The organism is Burkholderia sp. Nafp2/4-1b (genome assembly GCF_003635165.1).
In the GTDB taxonomy this organism is placed as follows: Bacteria; Pseudomonadota; Gammaproteobacteria; order Burkholderiales; family Burkholderiaceae; genus Burkholderia.
In genome coordinates this window covers 46,731-63,012 of the sequence record NZ_ML058610.1, presented here as the reverse complement: position 1 = coordinate 63,012, position 16,282 = coordinate 46,731, and the positions used below count along the sequence as shown (strand labels likewise).

The window sequence follows — 16,282 nt, the reverse complement described above, 5'->3', positions numbered from 1 at the left end:
AGCTCCGCATGTCGACAGCAACCCGAAAGGGTGGGGCGACCAGCTCGATGCCGGTGTCGCGGCGGACCGGAGCAAGCGCGCATGCGTGCTTCGATCGTCCGCGAAACCGGGCGCCGGCAGCCGCGCAGAAGCGAGCATGCCGGTCGATCGCGAATCACGGGACCCGGCAGGCGCAGATGTGCCGGCTTGGGTCGACAGGAGACCCGTATCGCGATCATCAGTCGTCGGATGACTTGTGACGCAGTATAATGAATCATCGGCGTTCGCTCATACCCCGCGTAAACCCTCGGCTCACATTACGATCATTCAAAAAGGAACCGGCCTCATGTCCGTGCCCACGCTTCCCGCAGCGCCGCGCCGTCGCGCACGCAGCCTCGCACAAGATGTCGTCGACGCGCTGACCACGCAGATCGAAAACGGCACGCTGCGTCCCGGCGACAAGCTGCCGACCGAAACCGAAGTCATGGCGGCGCAGGGTGTCAGCCGCACGGTCGTGCGCGAAGCGATCTCCCGGATGCAGGCGAGCGGCCTCATCGAGACGCGCCACGGCATCGGCAGTTTCGTGCTCGAGCCGTCGCGCCGCCAGACGCTCGGCATCGATCCCGCGACCATCACGACGCTGCGCGACGTGCTCGCGGTGCTCGAACTCCGTATCAGCCTCGAAAGCGAGTGTGCGAGCCTCGCCGCGCAGCGCGCGAACGACACCGACCTCGCCACGCTGCGGCGCGCACTCGACGCGATCGCGCAGGGAGCGGGCGGCGGGCGCGACACCGCGCAGCTCGACTTCAATTTCCACCTGCAGATCGCGCAGTCCACCGGCAACCGCTATTTCGTCGACATCATGACGCAGCTCGGCGCATCGATCATCCCGCGCACGCGGGTGAATTCGGCGCGCTTCGCCGGCGACGATCTCGAGCGCTACGTCGGCCGGCTCAATCACGAGCACGAGGACATCTACGAGGCGATCGCGCGTCACGATCCGGAAGCCGCGCGCGCCGCAATGCGCACGCACCTGACCAACAGCCGCGAGCGGCTGCGCCGCGCACACGAGGCGGCCGAGGCGGAGCGCGATACGCAGGCCAGCTGACGGGTAGCTGCCGACACGGTCCACGCGTCGCCGCGGGCCGTATCGCGCGTCAATGTCAGTCATCGTATGAGATGCGATGTGATTGCGCCGTCGATTCGCTGCTGGCTCCCGATCCCGTCTGTTTCCGTATGCCGCGCGAGACGAGAAGAGGCCGGGCGGCGCTCGCTGCGCCGCCCCGCGTCCAGCGGGCCCGGTTACCCGGGCCGCCGGTCCCGCGCGATCAGCCTCCCTTCGTGACGATCGTCTTCCACGCGCCGCTCTTCACCTGATACAGCGTCGACATCCCGCTCTTCAGCGAGCCGTCGTTCGCGAACGAGATGCGGCCGGTGACGCCTTCGAAATCGATCTTCTTCAGCGCCGGGCGATAGACCTTCGGATCGGTCGAGTTGGCCGCCTGCATCGCCTTGATCGCGGCCCATGCGGCGTCGTAGCCGAACTGCGCGTACGACAGAACGTCCACGCCGAAGCGCTTCTTGAAGCGCTGCTCGAAGTCCTTGCCTTGCGGCAGCTCGTCGAGCGGACGTCCGTATTCCCACGCCATCGCGCCTTCCGCGGCCGGCCCGGCGATCTTGATGAACTCGTTGTCCTTCACGCCGCCGCCGCCGACGAACTGCGCGTTCAGCCCGAGCTGGCGCATCTGCTTGATGAAGTTCGCGGCGAGCGAGTCGAGCCCGCCGAAGAAGATCAGGTCCGGATTCTTGGCCTTCAGGCTCGTGATCTGCGCGCGGAAGTCGACCGCCTGGTTGCTGGTGAACTCGCGGCCGATCAGGTTGCCGCCGGCCGCCTTCACGGCCTTCTCGAACTCGTCCGCCTCGCCCTGGCCGAACGCGGTGCGGTCGTCGATGATCGCGATGCGCTTGGCCTTGGTCACGTCGACCGCGTACTTGCCCGCGTTACCCGCGTTCTGGCCGTCGGTCGCGATCACCATGAACATGTTCGCGAGCCCGCGCGACGTGAGCGTCGGGTTGGTGGCCGCCGGGTCGATCACCGGGATGCCTGCCTTGTCGTAGACCACCGACGCCGGAATCGTCGTGCCCGAGTTGAAGTGGCCGACCACCACCGACACGTTCTGGTCGACGAGCGCCTGCGCGGCCTGCACGCCGATGCGCGGGTCGGCCTGGTCGTCCTGCACGACGAGGTTGAAGTGCGCGGGCTTGCCGGCGATCTGCACCTTCTGCGCGGCGGCATCGTCGAGCGCGAGCTGCACGCCGTTCTGCAGATCCTTGCCGTAGCCGGCGTTCACGCCGGTGAGCGGCGCGGCGAAGCCGACCTTCACGTCGGTCGCGTCGGCGGCCCGGGCGGCCTGTTGCGAGAGGAGGGCCAATGCGGATACGACGGATACCGACAGCAGGGAATGACGGAATTTCATGTTCGTTCCTCTTGTTCTACACCAGCGAGTGGGTACCGCACGCAGCCGGCGGGCCGGGCACGTGCGACGGGCGGGCGGTTCGACCGCTTCTCGGAATCGGGCGGGGAGTTCGGCATTGCTGATGATTCCCGGAAGAATCTCCCGTCAGGCTCGCGACGAGCCCCGATCGCCTCGATATATAGGTCGCCGATATGCACGGGTCTTGGCAATTTGCCGCGCATTTGATGCGGATTTGCGCATAGCTTCCGCGTGTGCGCGGGTGGCCGGTATCGGGAGTTTCCCGTCACGAACGGACGGGAGGCAGGTGCGGGCAGGCGGCGCGGCCCCACCGGGGGGGGCCGCGCCGCGTTCGCCGTCGTCAGTCGGACAGGGCGTCCGAGGCGGCTTCGGCGGCGTCGTGCGACGCACTCGTGCGGATTGCCGGATCGCTCGTGCTCGGGCGGCCGGTCTCGACGTGACCCGCGAAACGGCGCAGGAAGCCGAGCTCGCGGCCGTCGCTGACGGTGAGGTCGTACCAGCCGTGGCTGCCGCGCAGATCCCAGTAGTCGTCGACGTGCGCGCCCGGCGCGAGCTCGAACGTGCGCGCGGCGCCGTGGCCGTACGCGTTCGTCACCTTGAGCCGCACGGCCCGGTGGCCGCGGTTCATCAGGCGCAGCGTGATGTTGCCGTTCGCGACGTCGTAGCCGTAGATCACCTCGGGGTTGATGCTCGCGGGGCCGACCGATGCCGCCGCGGGGCTGCGGAAGCGGCAGTAGAAGCCGTTCGGGCCGTACACGTCGAGGTCGTACAGGCCGAGCGACGGCGCCGGGCTCCATGTGTCGGAAAGCCGCTTGCCGGCTTCGACCGTGTAAGTCCACGGGCCGTCGACACGATTGCGCGCCTGGACCTGGAACGCCGCGCCTGCGGTGCCGGTGTTCGCGAAGGTCAGCCGGAACTGGCCGCTCGCATTGTCGATCCGGCCGTGCACGAACAGTTCGTACGGCAGCGCGCGCGCCGGACGGAGGCCGGCCTCCTGTTTCGGCAGATGCTGGACGACCGGCGGCACCGGGATGTAGTCGGGGTGGCGCACGCGATCCGGCGGCGCATAGCCGCTCGTGTCGGGCAGCGTCGGCCATGCGTTGTCGGCAGTCGCGAACTCGAACGCCGACGTCAGGTCGCCGCACACCGCGCGGCGCCACGGCGACACGTTGGCGGCCGTGACCGGATACTGCGCGCCGAACCGCGCTTCGATGAATTGCAGCAGCGACGTGTGATCGAAGGTCTGCGAGCACACCCAGCCGCCCTTGGTCCACGGCGACACGACCAGCATCGGCACGCGCGGCCCGAGCCCGTACGCGCCGGCCATGTGCGACGCGTCGCCGGCGAACACCTCGTTGGTCGTCGCGACCGTCGACAGCCCGTTGTCGCGCGACTGCGGCGCGAACGGCGGCGGCACGTGGTCGAAGAAGCCGTCGTTCTCGTCGTAGGTGATGAAAAGCGCGGTCTTGCTCCACACGTCCGGGTTCGACACGAGCACCTTCAGCACCTGCTCGATGTACCACGCGCCGTAGTTGGCCGGCCAGTTCGGGTGCTCGGAGTACGCTTCGGGCGCGCAGATCCACGACACCTGCGGCAGCGTGCCGTTCTTCACGTCCTGCTGCAGCACGTCGAACAGCGTGCCGCCGGCGCTGATGTTGGTACCGGTGCGCGCCTTGTCGTACAGCGGCGTGCCGGGCAGCGCGCTGCGGTACTGGTTGAAGTAGAGCAGCGCGTTGTCGCCGTAGTTGCCGATGTACGGGTTCTGCGTCCAGCCCCACGAGCCGTTCGCGTCGAGCCCGGTGCCGACGTCCTGGTAGATCTTCCACGACACGCCGGCGTGCTCCAGCACTTCCGGATAAGTCGTCCACGCGTAACCCTTTTCCTCGTTGCCGAGCACCGGGCCGCCGCCCGTGCCGTCGTTGCCGACGTAGCCGGTCCACATGTAGTAGCGGTTCGGGTCGGTCGAGCTCGGGATCGCGCAGTGGTACGCGTCGCAGATCGTGAACGCGTCGGCGAGCTGGTAATGGAACGGGATGTCGTCGCGCTTCAGGTACGCCATCGTCGTGGTGCCCTTGTTCGGCACCCACTGGTCGTAGCGGCCCTTGTTCCACGCGGCGTGCATGTCCTGCCAGCCGTGCGGCAGGTCCTGCAGGAACTGCAGGCCGAGCTTGTCGGCGCCCGGGTGGAACGGCAGCAGCTCGGCCGGGCCGACCGGCTGGTGGAACACCGACTTGCCGTTCGCGAGGCGCAGCGGGCGCGGGTCGCCGAAGCCTCGGACACCGCGCATCGTGCCGAAGTAGTGGTCGAACGAGCGGTTTTCCTGCATCAGGATCACGATGTGTTCGATATCGCGGATCGTGCCGGTACGGCGGTTCGCGGGAATCGCGAGCGCATCGCGGATCACGGGCGGGAACAGGTTCAGCGCGGCGGCGCCGGCGGTGCCGGCGGCGACGCGCAGGAAGTCACGACGGTTCGATCGGGTCATGGTCGTTATCGTGCGGTAAAGGGAGGAGCCGATTGGCGGGACATGCGGAATAAGTCGACGCGCCCGGACGCAGGATGCGGCTGCACCGGTCGTGCCGCCGCGAGCATAGCGAGGATTCGGTGTCATTCATGTGAAGTCCGGAAACGTTTGCACGGGCAGGCGGGAGGGGCGCTGGCGGTGTGGCGCCGGGAATCGGGCGGGCGGGGAGTGGCGAGGCTGCGAAGAGGTGAAGAGGTGAAGAGGCGAAGGGGGCGAAGGGGGCGAAGGGGGCGAAGGGGGCGAAGAGGGCGAAGAGGGCGAAGAGGGCGAAGAGGGGGAAGAGGGGGAAGAGGGGGAAGAGGGCGAAGAGGGCGAAGAGGCGCAGCGACGGCATGAAGCGCACCGCACACCGGCGACGTAGCGGCGATACGGGGCATCAGGGGCGATGCGTACGACGGTTTGCGATTGCGTCAGGCGTCGGTCACCCACGCGCCGAACCATTCGCTCGGCCGCGCGATTTCGTCCTGCGCGGCGACGAGCTCGAGCTCGTAGCGGCGCGCATCATAGGTGGCCTTCACGACCGCGTGCACGGCCGCGAGCGTGTGCTCGAACGCGCCGCGCACCGAGTCGCCGCGCAGCCGGCGCGCGACGAAAATCGCGCTGGTGAGATCGCCGACGCCGACCGGATGGCGCGGAAACGCATATAGCGGGCGCTGGCCGATCCACGCTTCGGTTTCGGTGACGGCGAGCATGTTGAAGCGGTCGGCCGGACTGTTGCGGTCGTGCAGGTGCTTGACGAGGATGACCTGCGGGCCGCGCCGGATCAGCGCGCGGCACGCTTCGACGGCTTCGGCGACGGTCTCGATGCGCCGCCCGGCGAGCTTCTGCAGCTCGGTGTGGTTCGGCGACATGCCGTCCGCGAGCGCCGGCATCTCCTGGACGATGAATTCCTCGACGCCGGGCTCGGGCCGGATCCCGCCTGTCTGGCCCAGCGCCGGATCGCAGAAGTACCATGCGTTCGGGTTCATCGCCTTCACCGAACGCACGATCTCGACCGTCGCGCGCGCCTGCGCCGGCGAGCCGACGAAGCCGGACAGCACCGCGTCGCAGCGCTTGAGCGCGCCGATCGCGGCGACGCCGTCGACGAGCTGCTCCATCTTCGCGGCGTCGATCGCGCTGCCGGCCCAGTTGCCGTACTGCATGTGGTTCGACAGCTGGACGGTATTGAGCGGCCAGACGTTGACGCCGAGGCGCTGCATCGGGAACACGGCCGCGCTGTTGCCGGCGTGTCCGTAGATCACGTGCGACTGAATGCTGAGGACGTTTTTCATGGATGGCCGCCTGCAGGCGTTTCAGGGTCACGTCACACGATACCCGAGTTCGTCGCGCGCGCGGAAGTCGCGCGGCCGTCGAGTGTTGCGCGCCGTCGTCAGCCCGACCGCGTAGAATCGCGGGGGCGCGAGGCCGTCCGGGAGCCCGTATGCCGGGAGCCCGTACGCCGGCTGCCCGTACGCCGGCTGCCCGTATGCCGACTGCCAGCGTGCTTCTCCCATTACCGTGATCGCCATGCCTTCGATTTGCAAGATGTTGTCCCTCGTGCGCGTCGCCATGCTCGGCGCAGGCGTCGCCGTTGCATGCGCGACCTCCGTCGTGGCCGCGGCCCCGGCGCCGGCCGGCAACGACGGGCCCGCATACGGCCCGCGCCTGGAAGGCTTCGACTATCCGGAGCCGGTGCACCGCTACGCGTTCGTGTCGCAGCGCGAAACCCTCGAGATGACGTACATGGACGTGCAGCCCGTGCACCCGAACGGCCGCACCGTCGTGCTGCTGCACGGGAAGAACTTTTGCGCGGCGACCTGGGAAGACACGATCGGCGTGCTGAGCCGCGCCGGCTATCGCGTGGTCGCGCCGGACCAGATCGGTTTCTGCAAGTCGTCGAAGCCCGAGCGCTACCAGTACAGCTTCCAGCAGCTCGCGCGCAACACGCATGCGCTGCTCGAGTCGATCGGCGTGAAAGCGGCGACGATCGTCGGCCATTCGACGGGCGGGATGCTCGCGATGCGCTACGCGCTGATGTACCCGAAGGCGACCGACCAGCTCGTGCTGGTGAACCCGATCGGCCTTGAAGACTGGAAAGCGCTCGGCGTGCCGCCGCTGTCGGTCGACCACTGGTATGCGCGCGAGCTGAAGACCACCGCGGACGGAATCCGCCGCTACGAGCAGGCGACCTACTACGCGGGCAAGTGGGCGCCATCGTACGAGCGGTGGGTACAGATGCTGGCCGGCATGTATCGCGGCCCGGGCCGCGACGCGGTCGCGTGGAACTCGGCGCTGATCTACGACATGATCCTCACGCAGCCGGTGGTCTACGAACTCGGCGCAATCCGCGTGCCGACGCTGCTCCTGATCGGCGACAAGGACACGACCGCGATCGGCAAGGACATCGCGCCGCCCGACGTGCACGCGAAGCTCGGCCGTTATCCGGAACTCGCGAAGCGCACGCAGGCGGCAATCCCCGGTGCGCAGCTCGTCGAGTTCCCGGCGCTCGGCCACGCGCCGCAGATCCAGGATCCCGACGCGTTCCACAAGGCGCTGCTCGACGGGCTGGGTGCGGTGCACCCGCAGTGACGCAGCGGCGGACGTGCGCGCGCCGGCGCGCGCACGCGCGTTTGCTCAGCGGGTTTCGTTCGCGAGGTCGTCGCGAATCTGCGCGGCCAGCTCGAACGAGCGTACGCGCGCCGCGTGATCGTAGATCTGCGCGGTGATGATGACCTCGTCCGCGCCCGTTTGCGCGATCCGGTCGCGCAGCTTGTCGCGCACCGTGTCGCGCGAGCCGACGGCCGCGAACGACAGCGCGTGCGCGACGTTCGCGAGTTCGAACTCGCTCGCCTCGAGCGCGTCGACGGGCGGCGGCAGCTTGCCCGGCGTGCCGCGGCGCAGGTTGATGAACTGTTGCTGCAGCGACGTGAAGAGTCGCCGCGCCTCGTCGTCGGTGTCGGCCGCGAACACGTTGACGCCGACCATCGCATGCGGCTTCGGCCACGCGGCCGACGGGCGGTACTGCGCGCGGTAGATCTCGAGCGCGCGCATCAGGTAGTCCGGCGCGAAGTGCGACGCGAACGCGAACGGCAACCCGAGCATCGCGGCAAGCTGCGCGCTGAAGAGGCTCGAACCGAGCAGCCACACGGGCACGTCCAGCCCCGCGCCGGGCACCGCGCGCACGCGCTGGCCGGGCACCGGTTCCGCGAAGTAGCGCTGCAGCTCGGCGACGTCGTCCGGAAACGAGTCGGCGCTGCCGATCAGGTCGCGGCGCAGCGCGCGCGACGTGGTCTGGTCGGTGCCGGGCGCGCGGCCGAGCCCGAGGTCGATGCGCCCCGGATACAGCGACGCGAGCGTGCCGAACTGTTCGGCGATCACGAGCGGCGCGTGGTTCGGCAGCATGATCCCGCCCGAGCCGACGCGGATCGTCTTCGTCGCGCCCGCGACATGGCCGATCACGACGGCGGTCGCCGCGCTCGCGATGCCCGGCATGTTGTGGTGCTCGGCGAGCCAGTAGCGGCGAAAACCGAGGCGCTCCGCATGCTGCGCGAGATCGACGGTATTGCGGAACGCCTGCGCGGCGTCGGCGCCGGCGGGAATGGGGGCGAGGTCGAGTACGGAAAACGGAATCATCGGATGGCCTTCGAAAGGGAGGGGCGCGGTGATGCGCATGCGCAACAGATGCCGACGATTTTGCCAAAGGGTTCCGGAACGCGCTGGCGCCGCGCGGATACCCATGCGCCTTACAGGGATGCAAGGCAGCACACGTCGATCGTTGCAAAAATCGAGCTAATCGCCGAATAATTACCGTTCTTTACGGCGATTGCACGCGTCCCCGCATCGATGTACAAATTTCCACGAAACGTTTGATTTACAAGACTGCAATACGCCTGCAAACCGCTTACGCTAGCGTGAACGTCGTTGCACCAGAATGGTTCCCCGGCCGCACAGCTTTGCCGAAATCGCATCAGTCCGTTTCCACCAAGTGCTGAGCGCGAGGTGGCGCAGACTGCTAAAATTCGGCGCCTGCCCATGTTGTGCCGATGGTAGCCATTCGAGTCTTCCCGTATCCCGCCAGGGCCGCGCGTGAGGATGTGCCACGCGAAGCCGGACATGGCCGCTTGCGAGAATGGGCCGTGCCTCTCCCATTACACAGACGCTGCTGGAACAAGGAGTCGGGTCGTGCCCGCGTTCGTTGCTGTCGGAATTTCCCATCACGTTCAACCAGGTTCGCTCGATCGGCATGACGCCCGGGTGGCCGGGGAGCGTCGCGCATGACGCCGACCGTCACACTGCTCGACTGGCTCCTGATCGTGTTTGCGCTGGCCGCGGCCGGCTATGCGCTCGTCGCCGCGTTCGCGCCGCGCCCGCGCACGCCGCGCACCGCCGCGCGCGACGGCTTCGAGCCGGTCAGCGTGCTGAAGCCGCTGTGCGGCGCGGAGCCGCACCTGTACGAGAACCTCGCGACCTTCTGCGAGCAGCGCCATCCGCGCCATGAAGTGCTGTTCGGCGTCGCGTCGGCGGCCGATCCGGCGATCGCCGTCGTCGAGCGCCTGCGCGCCGACTATCCGGAATGCGACATCACGCTCGTGATCGACGCGCGCGTGCACGGCAAGAACCTGAAGGTCAGCAACCTGATCAATCTCGCCGAACGCGCGAAGTACGACCGCATCGTGATCGCCGACAGCGACATCGCGGTGAAGCCGGACTATCTGGAGCGCGTGACGGCGCCGCTCGCCGACGCGTCGGTCGGGGTCGTCACGTGCCTGTATCATGCGCGCAGCGTCGGCGGGTTCTGGACGCGGATCGGCGCGCAGTTCGTCGACGCGTGGTTCGCGCCGTCGGTGCGGATCGCGCACCTCGGCGGCTCGAGCCGCTTCGGCTTCGGCGCGACGCTCGCGGTTACGCGCGACACGCTCGACCGGATCGGCGGCTTTCCCGCGCTGAAGGACGAACTGGCCGACGATTTCTGGCTCTCCGAGCTGCCACGCCGCCTCGGCCGGCGCACCGTGCTGTCCGAAATCGAGGTCGCGACCGACGTGATCGAGCCGTCGTTCGGGCCGCTGTGGCACCGCGAGACGCGCTGGCTGCGCACGATCCGTTCGCTGAGCCCGTCCGGCTTCGCGTTCCTGTTCATCACGTTCACCGCGCCGTGGCTGGCGATCGGCGCGGCACTCGCGCTGCGTCTGGACGGCACGTTCGCCGGCACGCTGGCGGGCGGTGCGGCCGTCGTGGGCACGTTCGGGCGGCTGGTGCTGCATGCGCGCGGCGAGGACGGCTGGCGTGCGTTCTGGCGCGATTTGCCGCTCGTCGCGGTGCGCGACACGCTGCTCGCGCTCGAATGGCTCGCGGCCGCGTTCGGCACGCAGGTGGTGTGGCGCGGCGCGCGGATGACGGTCGTCGGCGCCGAACGCGCGACGGTGATCGCGGAAGGCGCGGACGGCCGCTGACGCCCGTTCGGCAACGGGGAACCAGCCGGCCATGAGCTCGTTCCCGATCGAATCCGGCCCGCGGGCCGAGACGCGCCGCGCGGCCCCGCCGCGCGACGCGACATGACAAAGAGGCGGGCGCCGGCAGGGCGGCCCGCGGTTGATTGACTGAATCGTTGAAACGAATCGAACTATGCAGGCTACCGGAGCATTCATGAAAACGCTGTTCTTGCAGGCCCCTTCGTATGACGGCTTCGACGGCGGAGCCGGTTCGCGCTACCAGGCGAAGCGCGAAATCCGTTCCTTCTGGTATCCGACGTGGCTCGCGCAGCCGGCCGCGCTCGTGCCGGGCAGCCGTGTCGTCGACGCGCCGGCCGACGGCCTGTCGGTCGAAGAGACGCTGAAGATCGCCAACGACTACGACCTCGTGATCATCCACACGAGCACGCCGTCGTTCCCGACCGACGCGATGTTCGCGCAGGACCTGAAGAAGATGAAGCCGTCGATGCTGGTCGGCATGGTCGGCGCGAAGGTGATGGTCGATCCGCACAACTCGCTGACGGCGAGCGACGCGATCGACTTCGTGTGCCGCGAGGAATTCGACTACACCTGCAAGGAAATCGCCGAAGGCAAGCCGTTCCCGGAGATCAAGGGCTTGAGCTGGCGCGCGAAGGACGGCTCGATCGAGCACAACGAAGCGCGTCCGATCCTCGAGAACATGGACGAGCTGCCGTTCGTCGCGCCCGTCTACAAGCGCGACCTGAAGATCGACAACTACTTCATCGGCTACCTGAACTATCCGTACGTATCGATCTACACGGGCCGCGGCTGCAAGTCGCGCTGCACGTTCTGCCTGTGGCCGCAGACGGTCAGCGGCCACCGCTACCGCACGCGCTCGGTCGAGAACGTGCTCGCGGAAGCGAAGTGGATCCGCGACAACATGCCGGAAGTGAAGGAACTGATGTTCGACGACGACACCTTCACCGACGACCTGCCGCGCGCCGAAGCCATCGCGATCGGCCTCGGCAAGCTCGGCATGACGTGGTCGTGCAACGCGAAGGCGAACGTGCCGTACAAGACGCTGAAGGTCATGAAGGAAAACGGCCTGCGCCTGCTGCTGGTCGGATTCGAATCCGGCGACGACCAGATCCTCGTGAACATCAAGAAGGGCGTGCGCACCGATTTCGCGCGCCGCTTCAGCGCGGACTGCAAGAAGCTCGGCATCAAGATCCACGGCACCTTCATCCTCGGCCTGCCGGGCGAGACGCAGGACACCATCAAGAAGACGATCGAGTACGCGAAGGAAATCAATCCGCACACGATCCAGGTGTCGCTCGCCGCGCCGTATCCGGGCACGACGCTCTACAAGCAGGCCGTCGAGAACGGCTGGATGGAAGAGAACAAGACCATCAACCTGGTCAGCAAGGAAGGCGTGCAGCTCGCGGCGATCGGCTATGCGCACCTGTCGCGCGACGAGATCTATCACCATCTCGAGCAGTTCTACCGCCAGTTCTACTTCCGCCCGTCGAAGATCTGGGAAATCGTCCGCGAGATGCTGACGAGCTGGGACATGATGAAGCGCCGTCTGCGCGAAGGCGTGGAGTTCTTCCGCTTCCTGCGCGCGCACGAGGCCTGATTCGTGACGACGCAGCGGGCGGCGCGGGCGCTGATCTTCACCGCGGACGACTTCGGGCTGCACCCGCGCGTCAACGCGGCGGTCGAGCGCGCGCATCGCGACGGCGTGCTGAACGCCGCCAGCCTGATGGTCGGTGCGCCCGCCGCGCAGGATGCGATCGAACGCGCGCGGCGCCTGCCGTCGCTCGCGGTCGGCCTGCATCTGGTGCTCGCGGACGGCCCGGCCACGCTGCCTGCGCGTGAGATTCCCGCGCTCGTCGGCCCCGACGGGCGCTTCGGCGACGCGATGGCGAAGGACGGCTGCCGCTTCTTCTTCCTGCCGCACGTGCGTGCACAGCTGCGTCGCGAGATCCGCGCGCAGTTCGACGCGTTCGCGGCGAGCGGCCTGCCGCTCGACCACGTGAACGCGCACAAGCATTTCCACCTCCATCCGACCGTGCTGTCGATGATCATCGAGATCGGTCGCGATTACGGGCTGCGCGCGGTGCGGCTGCCGTACGAAACGAACGCGCCCGCGCTGCTGAAGCCGTGGATCGCGCTGGTGCGCGCGCGGCTCGATCGCGCGGGGCTCGCGCACAACGATTACGTGGTCGGGATCGAGCACACGGGTGCGATGGACGAGCGCGTGCTGCTCGACGCGCTCGCGGCACTGCCGGCCGGGGTCGGCGAGATCTACTGTCACCCGGCCGAAGCCGGCGACGGGCCGATCACGCCGACGATGGCCGCTTACCGTCCGGTGGACGAACTCGACGCGCTGCTGTCGCCGCGCGTCGCGGCCGCGCTGAAGGCGGCCGGTGTCGCGACCGGCGGCTTCGCGGACGTGTTCGGCCAGCGCGCGACGCCGCGCGGCATGCGCGCGTCGCCCGAGGCGGGGGCGCAGCCGTCATGACCAAGTGGATCAAATGGCTCGGCTGGCCGATCGGCATCGGGATCCTGCTCGTGCTGGGGCTGCATGAAGGGATCGGAGACGTGTCGCAGATGCTCGCGCGCGCCGGCTTCGCGCTGCTGTGGCTCGTGCCGTTCCACGCGCTGCCGCTGCTGCTCGATGCCTATGCGTGGCACCAGTTGCTCGACCGGCGCGCGTCGCTGCCGTTCCTGTGGTGGATCGCGACCGTGCGCGAAGCGGTGAACCGGCTGCTGCCCGTGGTCGGGATCGGCGGCGAGCTCGTCGGGATCCGGATGGCGCGCTGGCAGGTGCCCGACGCGAGCCGCGTGACCGCGTCGGTGATCGTCGAGGTGCTGGTGACGATCGTCGTCCAGTATGCGTTCGCGGCGCTCGGCCTCGTGCTGCTGCTCGCGACCACGCACGACATGGGCGGCGGCACGATCGGCCTCGCGCTGCTGCTGACGCTGCCGTTGCCGGTGCTCGGCGTCGTGCTGATGCGGCGCGGCGGGATCTTCCATGCGATCGAGCGGTTCGCGGGGCGCCTGCTCGGCGATTCGCACCGGTTGCTGCAGGGCGTCGACGGCCGCCGGCTCGATGCCGACATTGACGCGCTGATGTCGCGCACGGCGCTGCTGTTCAGCGCGTTCTTCTGGCAGCTGGCCGGCTACGTGCTCGGCGCGCTCGAAATTTATTGGGCGCTCGCGCTGCTCGGCCATCCCGTGTCGATCGGCGGCGCGATCGCGATCGAGGCGATGACGCAGGCCGTGCGGCATGCGGCGTTCATGGTGCCGGGCGGCCTCGGCGTGCAGGAGGCGACCGTCGTGCTGCTCGCGCAGATGTTCGGCGTCGATCGCGACACGGCGCTGTCGCTCGCGCTCGTCAAGCGCGGCCGCGAGGTGCTGTTCGGCTGCGTCGCGCTGGGTTCGTGGCAACTTGCCGAACTCGTGCGCACGCGGCGCCGGATCCGCGAGGCGCCGGCCGTCGCGCGTGCCCCGCAGGCGGCGCGCCGCGACGCCGAGACCCACACCGAAACGACGCATTGAACACGAGACGGGCCGTGCGGTCCGTCTCGCGCTTTTGGCGTGGCGCGGGTATCCTTGCCGCGTGTTTCTTCACGCGCATTTCTTCCGATGATTTTCCGTTTCCGGCTGCTTCCCGTGACGATGTTGGCCGCCGCGCTTGCGTTGGCGGGCTGCGACGACAAGCAAGGCAATCTCGACGTGCAACGTATCAGGGATTTTTTCAACGCGATCAAGCCCGCGCCGCTGCTGCTCAAGGGGCTGAAGGTCGGCGTGTCGACCGAGGCCGACGTGCGCGGCACGATGGGCAAGCCCGAGACCGAGCGCACCTTCACCGACGGCTCGAAGCGTCTCGAATATCCGCGCGGCCCGATGGGCAACCAGACCTGGTTCGTCGATCTCGACGCGAGCGGGCACTACACGGGCGCGACGCAGGTGCTGACCGCGGAGAACTTCGGGAAGGTGCGCCCCGGGATGAACGAGGACGAGGTCAGGCGCCTGCTCGGCAAGCCGGGCGACATCGCGCAGTATCCGCTCAAGCCCGAGACGGTATGGAGCTGGCGCTGGCTCGAGGACGGCGTGAACACCGACGCGTTCTTCAACGTCCATTTCGGCCCGGACGGGCTTGTCTATACGACTTCGCGCTCCGACATCCTGAAAGGGCGGTAAACCCGCCGCCGGCGCTATATCGAAAAAGCGACCGGAAAATTGCAAAAAACCCGCTTGGCTGGCTGTCATCCGACTGTCAGGAAGCGGGTTTTTCCCTTTTGAAACAGCGGTGTAGGCCCCGCGCGGAAATGGTGCGACGAATTGTTGCGACGCAGCATCCGGATGTGCAGTGATTTGAGGCAATCAATTTCGCTTGCGACTATCCGCGTCAGCCCGGCGCCGGACAGGTATGCGCGCCGGTGTTCCTATCAACACTGGAGACGCGCGTGTTCCTTTACGGCTTTGGTCCCGTCCTATGGGCCGGCACCGTGCAGACCATCGAGCTGTCGGTGCTGTCGCTCGCCACTGCGGTGGCGCTGGGGCTGATCGGCGCGGTGGCGAAGTTGTCGCACAACCGGGTGCTGCGAGCGATCGCGACCGGTTATACGACACTGATCCGCTCGGTGCCCGATCTCGTCCTGATGCTGCTGTTGTTCTACAGCATCCAGATCTGGCTGAACCAGTTCACCGACCTCGTCGGCTGGGATCAGATCGACATCGATCCGTTCGTCGCCGGCGTGCTGACGCTCGGCTTCATCTACGGCGCGTACTTCACCGAGACGTTTCGCGGCGCGTTCCTGTCGGTGCCGCGCGGCCAGCTCGAGGCCGGCAGCGCGTACGGGATGAGCGGGCTGCGCGTGTTCGTGCGGATCATGTTTCCGCAGATGATGCGCTTTGCGCTGCCGGGCATCGGCAACAACTGGCAGGTGCTCGTGAAGGCGACCGCGCTGGTGTCGATTATCGGCCTCGCGGACGTCGTGAAGGCCGCGCAGGACGCCGGCAAGAGCACGTTCAACATGTTCTTCTTTATCCTCGTTGCGGCGCTGATCTATCTCGCGATCACGACCGTTTCCAACCTCGTGCTGATCCAGCTCGAGAAGCGTTATTCCACGGGCGTGCGGCACGCAGAACTATGATCGAGATCCTCCAGGAATTCGGCAAGGCGTTCCTTTACTGGGACGGCCAGCGCCTCTCCGGCCTTGCGGTGACGCTGTGGCTGCTCGTTGCATCGATTTCGCTCGGCTTCGTGTGCGCGGTGCCGCTCGCGGTCGCGCGCGTGTCGAAGAAGAAGTGGCTGTCGATGCCGGTGCGGTTCTACACGTACGTGTTCCGCGGCACGCCGCTCTATGTGCAGTTGCTGCTGATGTACACGGGCATGTACAGCCTCGAGTTCGTGCGGTCGCACTCGCTGCTCGACGCGTTCTTCAGGAGCGGCTTCAACTGCGCGATTCTCGCGTTCGCGCTGAACACCTGCGCGTACACGACCGAGATCTTTGCGGGTGCGATTCGTGCGATCCCGCACGGCGAGGTCGAGGCGGCGCGTGCGTACGGGATGTCGCCGTTCACGATGTACCGCCGCGTGATCCTGCCGTCGGCGCTGCGCCGCGCGCTGCCGCTGTACAGCAACGAGGTGATCCTGATGCTGCATGCGACCACCGTCGCATTCACGGCGACCGTGCCCGACATCCTGAAGGTCGCGCGCGACGCCAATTCCGCGACCTACATGGCGTTCCAGTCGTTCGGAATCGCCGCGCTGATCTATCTTGCGGTATCGTTCGCACTCGTCGCGGCATTTCGCCGGGCGGAGCGCCACTGGCTCGCGTATCTCGCGGCCGGCCGTCATTGAA

14 protein-coding genes are annotated in these 16,282 nt (G+C 67.7%); 9 read left to right on the top strand and 5 right to left on the bottom strand.

From position 1 onward, the window contains the following. Positions 1-325 precede the first annotated feature (325 nt). The gene (locus tag C7H84_RS20295) at positions 326-1,087 is read left to right on the top strand and encodes a FadR/GntR family transcriptional regulator (RefSeq protein ID WP_121860472.1); all 762 of its coding nucleotides are present in this window, start codon (positions 326-328) and stop codon (positions 1,085-1,087) included. A 220-nt stretch (positions 1,088-1,307) separates the two neighbouring features. On the opposite strand, the gene C7H84_RS20290 is transcribed toward C7H84_RS20295, so the two are convergent. The 4 genes from C7H84_RS20290 to C7H84_RS20265 form a co-directional block, all read right to left on the bottom strand. Then, positions 1,308-2,456 (bottom strand): branched-chain amino acid ABC transporter substrate-binding protein, encoded by a 1,149-nt coding sequence (locus C7H84_RS20290; protein WP_121860471.1) that lies wholly within the window; start codon positions 2,454-2,456, stop codon positions 1,308-1,310. 358 nt (positions 2,457-2,814) lie between these two features. Next, on the bottom strand, positions 2,815-4,959 hold the full coding sequence (locus C7H84_RS20280) for a phospholipase C, phosphocholine-specific (protein ID WP_121860470.1): 2,145 nt from the start codon (positions 4,957-4,959) through the stop codon (positions 2,815-2,817). Positions 4,960-5,408: 449 nt separating this feature from the next. Beyond that, positions 5,409-6,269: a pyridoxal kinase PdxY gene (gene pdxY, locus C7H84_RS20270; RefSeq protein ID WP_121860468.1), complete on the bottom strand. Its 861-nt coding sequence runs from the start codon at positions 6,267-6,269 to the stop codon at positions 5,409-5,411. Between the two features lie 27 nt (positions 6,270-6,296). Then, the gene (locus tag C7H84_RS20265) at positions 6,297-6,521 is read right to left on the bottom strand and encodes a hypothetical protein (protein WP_162999332.1); all 225 of its coding nucleotides are present in this window, start codon (positions 6,519-6,521) and stop codon (positions 6,297-6,299) included. Between C7H84_RS20265 and C7H84_RS20260 the strand changes: the two genes are divergently transcribed. Further along, positions 6,505-7,566 (top strand): alpha/beta hydrolase, encoded by a 1,062-nt coding sequence (locus tag C7H84_RS20260; protein WP_121860466.1) that lies wholly within the window; start codon positions 6,505-6,507, stop codon positions 7,564-7,566. The genes C7H84_RS20265 and C7H84_RS20260 overlap by 17 nt on opposite strands. Positions 7,567-7,611: 45 nt before the next feature. On the opposite strand, the gene C7H84_RS20255 is transcribed toward C7H84_RS20260, so the two are convergent. Further along, complete coding sequence (locus C7H84_RS20255) at positions 7,612-8,610, bottom strand: LLM class flavin-dependent oxidoreductase (protein WP_121860705.1); 999 nt, start codon at positions 8,608-8,610, stop codon at positions 7,612-7,614. A 641-nt stretch (positions 8,611-9,251) separates the two neighbouring features. Here C7H84_RS20255 and hpnI point away from each other — a divergent pair. The 7 genes from hpnI to C7H84_RS20220 all read left to right on the top strand — a co-directional run bounded on the left by hpnI (position 9,252) and on the right by C7H84_RS20220 (position 16,281). Further along, positions 9,252-10,427, top strand: a complete 1,176-nt coding sequence (hpnI, locus tag C7H84_RS20250) for a bacteriohopanetetrol glucosamine biosynthesis glycosyltransferase HpnI (RefSeq protein WP_121860465.1) — start codon at positions 9,252-9,254, stop codon at positions 10,425-10,427. 172 nt (positions 10,428-10,599) lie between these two features. Further along, positions 10,600-12,042, top strand: coding sequence for a hopanoid biosynthesis associated radical SAM protein HpnJ (gene hpnJ / locus C7H84_RS20245; RefSeq protein WP_346428388.1), 1,443 nt, complete (start codon positions 10,600-10,602; stop codon positions 12,040-12,042). Between the two features lie 3 nt (positions 12,043-12,045). Beyond that, positions 12,046-12,930: a hopanoid biosynthesis-associated protein HpnK gene (gene hpnK / locus C7H84_RS20240; protein WP_121860463.1), complete on the top strand. Its 885-nt coding sequence runs from the start codon at positions 12,046-12,048 to the stop codon at positions 12,928-12,930. Beyond that, positions 12,927-13,970 carry a lysylphosphatidylglycerol synthase domain-containing protein gene (locus C7H84_RS20235; protein WP_121860462.1) on the top strand — a complete coding sequence of 348 codons (1,044 nt, stop codon included), beginning with the start codon at positions 12,927-12,929 and terminating at the stop codon, positions 13,968-13,970. The genes hpnK and C7H84_RS20235 overlap by 4 nt, the downstream gene beginning before the upstream one ends. An 87-nt stretch (positions 13,971-14,057) precedes the next feature. Beyond that, entirely contained in the window at positions 14,058-14,615 is a 558-nt protein-coding gene (locus C7H84_RS20230) for a hypothetical protein (RefSeq protein WP_121860461.1), read from the top strand. Positions 14,616-14,881: 266 nt separating this feature from the next. Next, positions 14,882-15,571, top strand: a complete 690-nt coding sequence (gene hisQ / locus C7H84_RS20225) for a histidine ABC transporter permease HisQ (protein ID WP_121860460.1) — start codon at positions 14,882-14,884, stop codon at positions 15,569-15,571. Continuing rightward, positions 15,568-16,281 carry an ABC transporter permease gene (locus C7H84_RS20220; RefSeq protein WP_060109908.1) on the top strand — a complete coding sequence of 238 codons (714 nt, stop codon included), beginning with the start codon at positions 15,568-15,570 and terminating at the stop codon, positions 16,279-16,281. Before hisQ ends, C7H84_RS20220 begins: the two co-directional genes overlap by 4 nt. Position 16,282: the final 1 nt, after the last annotated feature.